Here is a 5,607-nt window from a genome sequence, read left to right as displayed (position 1 = left end):
GCCCCGCAGCGCACCCGGCGGGTCGAACGGCTCCCCGGCCCGGCCGTCGCCGTCCACGGGGCGCAGGGAGAGCCGGCCGCCGTCGACCCGCACCAGCACCCGGCGGCCACCGAAGACCGGGCGGACCGTCCAGCCGTCCCCGGTGGGCAGCCGGTCGGCGGGGCGGGGGACGGCCAGGACGACGTCGTGGGGGAGCGGCTCACCCCCGGCGTCCATGTCGTCGGGCTGGTCCCGGGTGCGGCGCAGCAGCCAGTTGTCCTTCCGCCCGCCGGAGCTGCGGTGCAGCAGCACGAAGCGGCCGCGGACGCGCCCGCCGTGCAGGACGAACGCGATCTCGCGGTCGTTCCACTTCTCGGTGTCGTAGCGGCCGTGGTCCCAGATCGCCATCCCACCGCCGCCGTACTCGCCGCGCGGGATCTCCCCGGAGAACTCCAGGTACTCCAGCGGATGGTCCTCGGTCCGCACGGCCATCCGGACGGTCTCGGAGTCCTCCGGTAGTCCCTTGGGGACCGCCCACGACGCCAGGACGCCGTCGCGTTCGAGCCGCAGGTCCCAGTGCAGCGCCGTCGCATGGTGCTCCTGGACGACGAACCGGTCGCCGACGGTGCCCGGCGGCCCGGCGTCGTGCTCGGGCACCGGCTCGGGCGTGCGCCGCGCGTCGCGCCGGCGGCGGTACTCGTCCAGGGGCACAGCGGCAGCGTAGTGACCGGCACCGACACCGACCGGGTCACCGTTATGACAGTTCCGATGGGGCGGGGACGGCTCGACGTGCGGGGAGTGCCGGTCGAAGATACGTTCGACCCATGGCCAACGACCACAGCACCGACGCCGTCGACCCCGGGACGGCCGAGAAGGACCCCGCGGACTGGACGACCGGCGACGAGCCGATGACCGGCCCGCAGCGTTCCTACCTGGAGACGCTGCTGCAGCAGGCCGGGCAGGACGCCCCGGAGAACCTCGACGCGATGACCAAGGCCGAGGCCTCGAAGCGGATCGACGAGCTGCAGGACGCGACCGGCCGCGGGAACTGAGCCCGCGCACGCCACGGCGTCACGGTCGCGCGCCGGCGACCGTCGCCGTCGGCGCGCCCCTCGCCGCCACGGCAGCGGTCACACCTGGGCCATGCCGCCGTCCACGCAGAGTTCGGCACCGGTCATGAAGGTGCTGTCGTCCGAGGCGAGGAACAGGGCCGCACCGGCGAGCTCCTCGGGCCGGCCGAGGCGGCCCAGCGGGACGTGCGTCGCCATCCGGGCGCGCAGCGCGGTGGGGTCCTCGCCGAAGTACCCGGCCTGTCCGTCGATGATGGAGGTGTCGAAGGGGCCCGGGGTCAGTACGTTGACGCGCAGACCGCGACCGCCGAACTCGGCGGCCCACACGCGCGCGTAGGACCGCACCGCCGCTTTCGCGGCGCTGTAGGTCGTCGACCCGGGAAGACCCTTGGTGCTCTGGATCGACCCGACGAGGACGATCGATCCGCCGACCGGCATGAGAGGCAGCATCGTCTGGACGGTGAACATCGTCCCGCGCGCGTTGATGTCGAAGGTGCGGTCGAAGTGGTCCTCGGTGACCTCGCCGAGGTCGGCTCGCTCGATCATGCCCGCATTGGCGACGAGGGCGTCGAGGCGTCCGGCCTCCCGGCGGATGGTCTCGGCGAGATCCGCGAGGTCGGCGGCCGATGTGGAGTCCGCGGGAACCGCCGTGACCTTGCCGGCGATCGACGCGGCCGCGTCGTCGAGTACGTCCTTCCGGCGACCCGTGATGAACACGTGGGCACCCTCGGCCGCGAATCGCGCGGCGATGGCATGACCCAGCCCCGCCCCTCCGCCGGTGACGAGGGCGACCTTGTTGTCGAGACGCATTCCGGTTCCTTCTCCGTTAGACCGAGCAGTAGACACGGACCGAACGGTGACACCGGCATTGCCATAGGCACAATTGGCCTGTCACTATGTTTGCCATAGAGAGTGTCTATCGAGGTGGTACGGCGTGAACCTGCGGCAGTACGAGTACGCGTTGACCGTGGCCGAGGAGGGCAGCATCACCGCCGCCGCCGAACGGCTGGGCGTGGCCCAGCCGTCGCTGTCCCAGCAGATCGGCACCCTGGAGAAGCAGGTCGGGGTGCGCCTGTTCACACGCACCCCGCAGGGTATGAGTCCGACCGTGGCGGGGCGGGCGTTCCTGGCCGAGGCGGAGGTCGCCACGACGGCCTCCCGGCGGGCCTTCATCGCCGCCCGGGCTGCCGGCGGTGATCTGTCGGGCGAGCTCGTGATCGCCGTCTATCTGGGGTTCGGGGCTCGTCAACTTCCTCGCGCGCTCGGCGAGCTGCGCCGCCGGCATCCGCGCCTGCAGGTCACCATCCACGAGGAACCCGACCCGGCGGAGATGGAGCGACTCGCCCGCCAGGGCACCCTCGACATGGTCCTGGTGCACGAGATCCCGCCGGGCTGCCTGTTCGACGTGCGGGAGCTGGGAGAGGAGTCCTACGTCGCCGTGCTGCCCCCGGACCATCCGTTGCTGCGACGCGCCGAGCCGATCGCCCTCGACGACCTCGTGGGTGAGGGATGGGTGCGTTTCCGCCGTGCCAGCAAGCTCGACGAGTACCTGACCGGTCTGTTCGCCGACCACGGGCCGGCCCCGCGAACTGTCGGCCGGGCCTCACAGATCTCGACCGCGGTCAGACTCGTCGCAGAAGGTCTGGGGGTCACGGTGGTGCCGTTCTCCGCGGTACCCGACGGCTGGGAGCACCTGACGCGGCCGCTCCGGCCGGCCCTGTCGGAGCCGGTGCTCGCCGGCGTGCGACGCGCCCCGGGCGGAGCGGAGACGGCGTTGCTCGACCAGCTGATGCAGCAGGACTGGGGGACGAACGGTTCACGCGGCGCCGGACGCACTGATCCGTTGAGCCGATAATGCACGTTATGACAGTTCGGCCGTTGCGGGCCTGCCCACCGGAGACGACCGTTCTACCCCCGTACGGCGTCATGCCGCAAGGATCACCCGGCCCCGGTGCCTCCGAGACCTCCCGGCGTCCTAGGTTGGACGCGTGAAGGTCCTGTTGCTGGAAAACATCCACCCCGGCGCCGCCGAGGCGTTCCGACGCGACGGCTTCGAGGTCGAGACCCGACCCGGGTCGCTCGGCGGCGACGAACTGCACGACGCGCTCGCCGGTGTGCAGCTGCTCGGCATCCGCTCCAACACCACGATCACCGCCGAGGTGCTCGACGCTGCCAAGGACCTGCTGGCCGTCGGCTGCTTCTGCATCGGCACCAACCAGGTCGACCTCACCGCGGCGGCCGAGCGCGGCATCGCCGTGTTCAACGCGCCGTACTCGAACACGCGCAGCGTCGTCGAGCTGGTCATCGGTGAGATCGTGGTCCTGGCGCGGCGGCTGACCGAGAAGACCCAGCGGATGCACGAGGGCGTCTGGGACAAGTCCGCCAAGGGCGCGCACGAGTTCCGCGGCCGCACCCTGGGCATCGTCGGCTACGGCAACATCGGCACCCAGCTCTCCAACATGGCCGAGGCCATCGGGCTGCAGGTCGTGTTCTACGACACCGCCGACCGGCTCGCCCACGGCAACGCACGGCGGATGCCGAGCCTGGACGCGCTGTTGGCCGAGTCCGACGTCGTCTCCATCCACGTCGACGGCCGCCCCGGCAACGCCGGCCTCTTCGGCGCCGAGCAGTTCGCCCGGATGAAGCCCCGCTCGATGTTCATCAACGCCTCGCGCGGCATGGTCACCGACGAGCACGCCCTGCGGGAGAACATCCTGTCCGGGCACCTCGCGGGCGCCGCCGTCGACGTGTTCCCGGTCGAGCCCAAGGCCCAGGGCGACGAGTTCGACTCACCGCTGCGCGGCCTGGACAACGTCATCCTGACCCCGCACATCGGCGGGTCGACCCAGGAGGCGCAGGAGGGCATCGGCACCTTCGTCTCGCGCAAGCTGCTCGACTTCGTGCAGCTCGGCGCCACTCCCCTGTCGGTGAACCTGCCGAACGTGGGCGCCCTGAACCCGCCCGGGGTGTTCCGGACCGCCTACCTGCACACCAGCACCCCCGGTGTGCTCGCCGACATCAACCGGCTGCTGGCCGACGCCGGCGTCAACGTCGTCGGGCAGTCGTTGTCCACCGGCGGCGACCTCGGCTACGTGCTGACCGACACCGACCAGGTCCTGCCCGAGGACGTGCTCTCGGCGCTCCGCCGGGCCGCCCAGACCGTCTGGCTGCGGTCCTACCGGCTCTGAGCGCTCAGGCGCAGGCGTTCGCGCCGTACTCCTCGACGTCGGAGGGGTGCATCGGGCCGTGCACCCCGTGGAAGACGACGAACTCGACGCCGGTCGGGCGGTGGAACAGCCCGCCCGTCCGGCGCCGGTACACCAGCGGCGCGCAGCGGTACCCGAACAGCGCGCGCGCCCACCCCTCGGCCTCGCCGCGCGCCAACGGCTCCGACCCGGTGACGGCGAGCTCCCAGATCCCCACGCCGGTCGCCGGGGAGCTCCGGTCCGGTGCGGTCGAGGCCACCAGTGCCAGTTCGCCGGTCCCCCGCATCGCCGGGACGACGGTCCGCGCGCGGTGCCAGTCGGCCACCGGGTGCGGGTACGGGTAGGTCAGCAGAGCCTCGCGCAGCGCCGTCACGGGTCCCCCGTGCTGCTCGTGGATCAGCTGCGCCAGGTCCACCGACCGCTTGCGGCGCAGGTCGGCGTTGACCAGACCGGCTTCGACCGTCATCCCCGTGGCCTCATTTCCGTCCCCGCGTCCCGGGACGGACCTCCGGCGCTGAGGCGGCGCGGTGGGGCCCGACGCCCGGGTGGGAGGACCCTCGAACGGTCCGGCGTCGGCACCGTGTTCTACGGCTCGTAGAGCATTCTAGATCACGTCCGGCATCCGGGCGAGAGCGGGATCACATGATCGTCGGATCACACGAGGCGTCGGTAGTGCACGCTCAGCGGATCGACCGGGTGGTCGGCGAACGGCGGGCAGACGGCGAACCTGGGCCCTCCCCCGGCGGGCACGGCCCGAGAATTGCTCGAATACCGCGCCGACCCATTCGGCACGCTCCTATCGTCGGTACATCGCACTTTCACCGGCGGCGGGTGGCCGCGTACCGACCGGCGAGGAGAACACCGTGGGCGCAGTCGTCGCAGTACTGCTGGTCATTGTCCTGATCGGCCTCGCCGTCCTGATCGGAACGCTGCGTGAGGTGCGTCCGACCAGGCCGAGTGTGGTCCGGGCGCGGGACTTCCGCCGTTCCGCCCGGCCGGGCGCCCACGATTAGGAGAACCTCCGTCGTTATGCTTCCGGTGACCCCGGGTGAATCCGGGGCGGCGAACCGGGAGGAACTGCAGTGGCGAAGGTCGAGACGATCCGGCTGGTCGACGACATCACCGGCGGCGACGCCGACGAGACCGTCGATTTCGGGCTCGACGGCCGCCGGTTCGAGATCGACCTGACCGCGGACAACGCCGCGGCGCTGCGGGACGCGCTCGCCCCGTTCGTCGGGGTCGCGCGTACCGCGGGGTCCCCGCGCACCGGACGCAACGCGGGCGTGTCCGCGCCGTCGGCCGGGCGCAGCGGTGCGGACGGCTCGGACGCCGCGACCCGCGAGCACAACCGC

At 71.8% G+C, this 5,607-nt stretch carries 7 protein-coding genes; 4 read left to right on the top strand and 3 right to left on the bottom strand.

Features of this window, described 5'->3' with window-relative positions:
* The coding region (locus GTW08_RS15405; protein ID WP_346009915.1) for a DNA polymerase ligase N-terminal domain-containing protein at window positions 1–690 on the bottom strand (690 nt) is incomplete at its 3' end.
* A gap of 113 nt (window positions 691–803) precedes the next feature.
* Between GTW08_RS15405 and GTW08_RS15400 the strand changes: the two genes are divergently transcribed.
* Entirely contained in the window at window positions 804–1,031 is a 228-nt protein-coding gene (locus tag GTW08_RS15400) for a DUF3072 domain-containing protein (protein ID WP_161152106.1), read from the top strand.
* A gap of 78 nt (window positions 1,032–1,109) precedes the next feature.
* Here GTW08_RS15400 and GTW08_RS15395 read toward each other — a convergent pair whose 3' ends face one another.
* Entirely contained in the window at window positions 1,110–1,859 is a 750-nt protein-coding gene (locus GTW08_RS15395) for an SDR family NAD(P)-dependent oxidoreductase (RefSeq protein ID WP_073574859.1), read from the bottom strand.
* A gap of 124 nt (window positions 1,860–1,983) precedes the next feature.
* On the opposite strand from GTW08_RS15395, the gene GTW08_RS15390 reads away from it, so the two are divergent.
* Both GTW08_RS15390 and serA read left to right on the top strand, forming a co-directional pair.
* A complete protein-coding gene (locus GTW08_RS15390; protein ID WP_161152105.1) occupies window positions 1,984–2,904 on the top strand; it encodes a LysR substrate-binding domain-containing protein in 921 nt (306 codons plus the stop codon).
* A 133-nt stretch (window positions 2,905–3,037) separates the two neighbouring features.
* On the top strand, window positions 3,038–4,237 hold the full coding sequence (serA, locus tag GTW08_RS15385; protein WP_073574861.1) for a phosphoglycerate dehydrogenase: 1,200 nt from the start codon (window positions 3,038–3,040) through the stop codon (window positions 4,235–4,237).
* Between the two features lie 4 nt (window positions 4,238–4,241).
* Here the strand turns inward: serA and GTW08_RS15380 are convergent, their stop codons facing one another.
* On the bottom strand, window positions 4,242–4,721 hold the full coding sequence (locus GTW08_RS15380) for a hypothetical protein (protein WP_073574862.1): 480 nt from the start codon (window positions 4,719–4,721) through the stop codon (window positions 4,242–4,244).
* Window positions 4,722–5,337: 616 nt separating this feature from the next.
* Here GTW08_RS15380 and GTW08_RS15375 point away from each other — a divergent pair.
* On the top strand, window positions 5,338–5,607 hold a 270-nt coding region (locus GTW08_RS15375), incomplete at its 3' end, for an Lsr2 dimerization domain-containing protein (RefSeq protein WP_161152104.1).

It is taken from the genome of Pseudonocardia sp. SID8383 (genome assembly GCF_009864975.1).
In the GTDB taxonomy this organism is placed as follows: Bacteria; Actinomycetota; Actinomycetes; order Mycobacteriales; family Pseudonocardiaceae; genus Pseudonocardia; species Pseudonocardia alni.
Note: the sequence above shows the minus strand (reverse complement) of the source record. Positions and strands in the feature narration are given on the sequence as shown.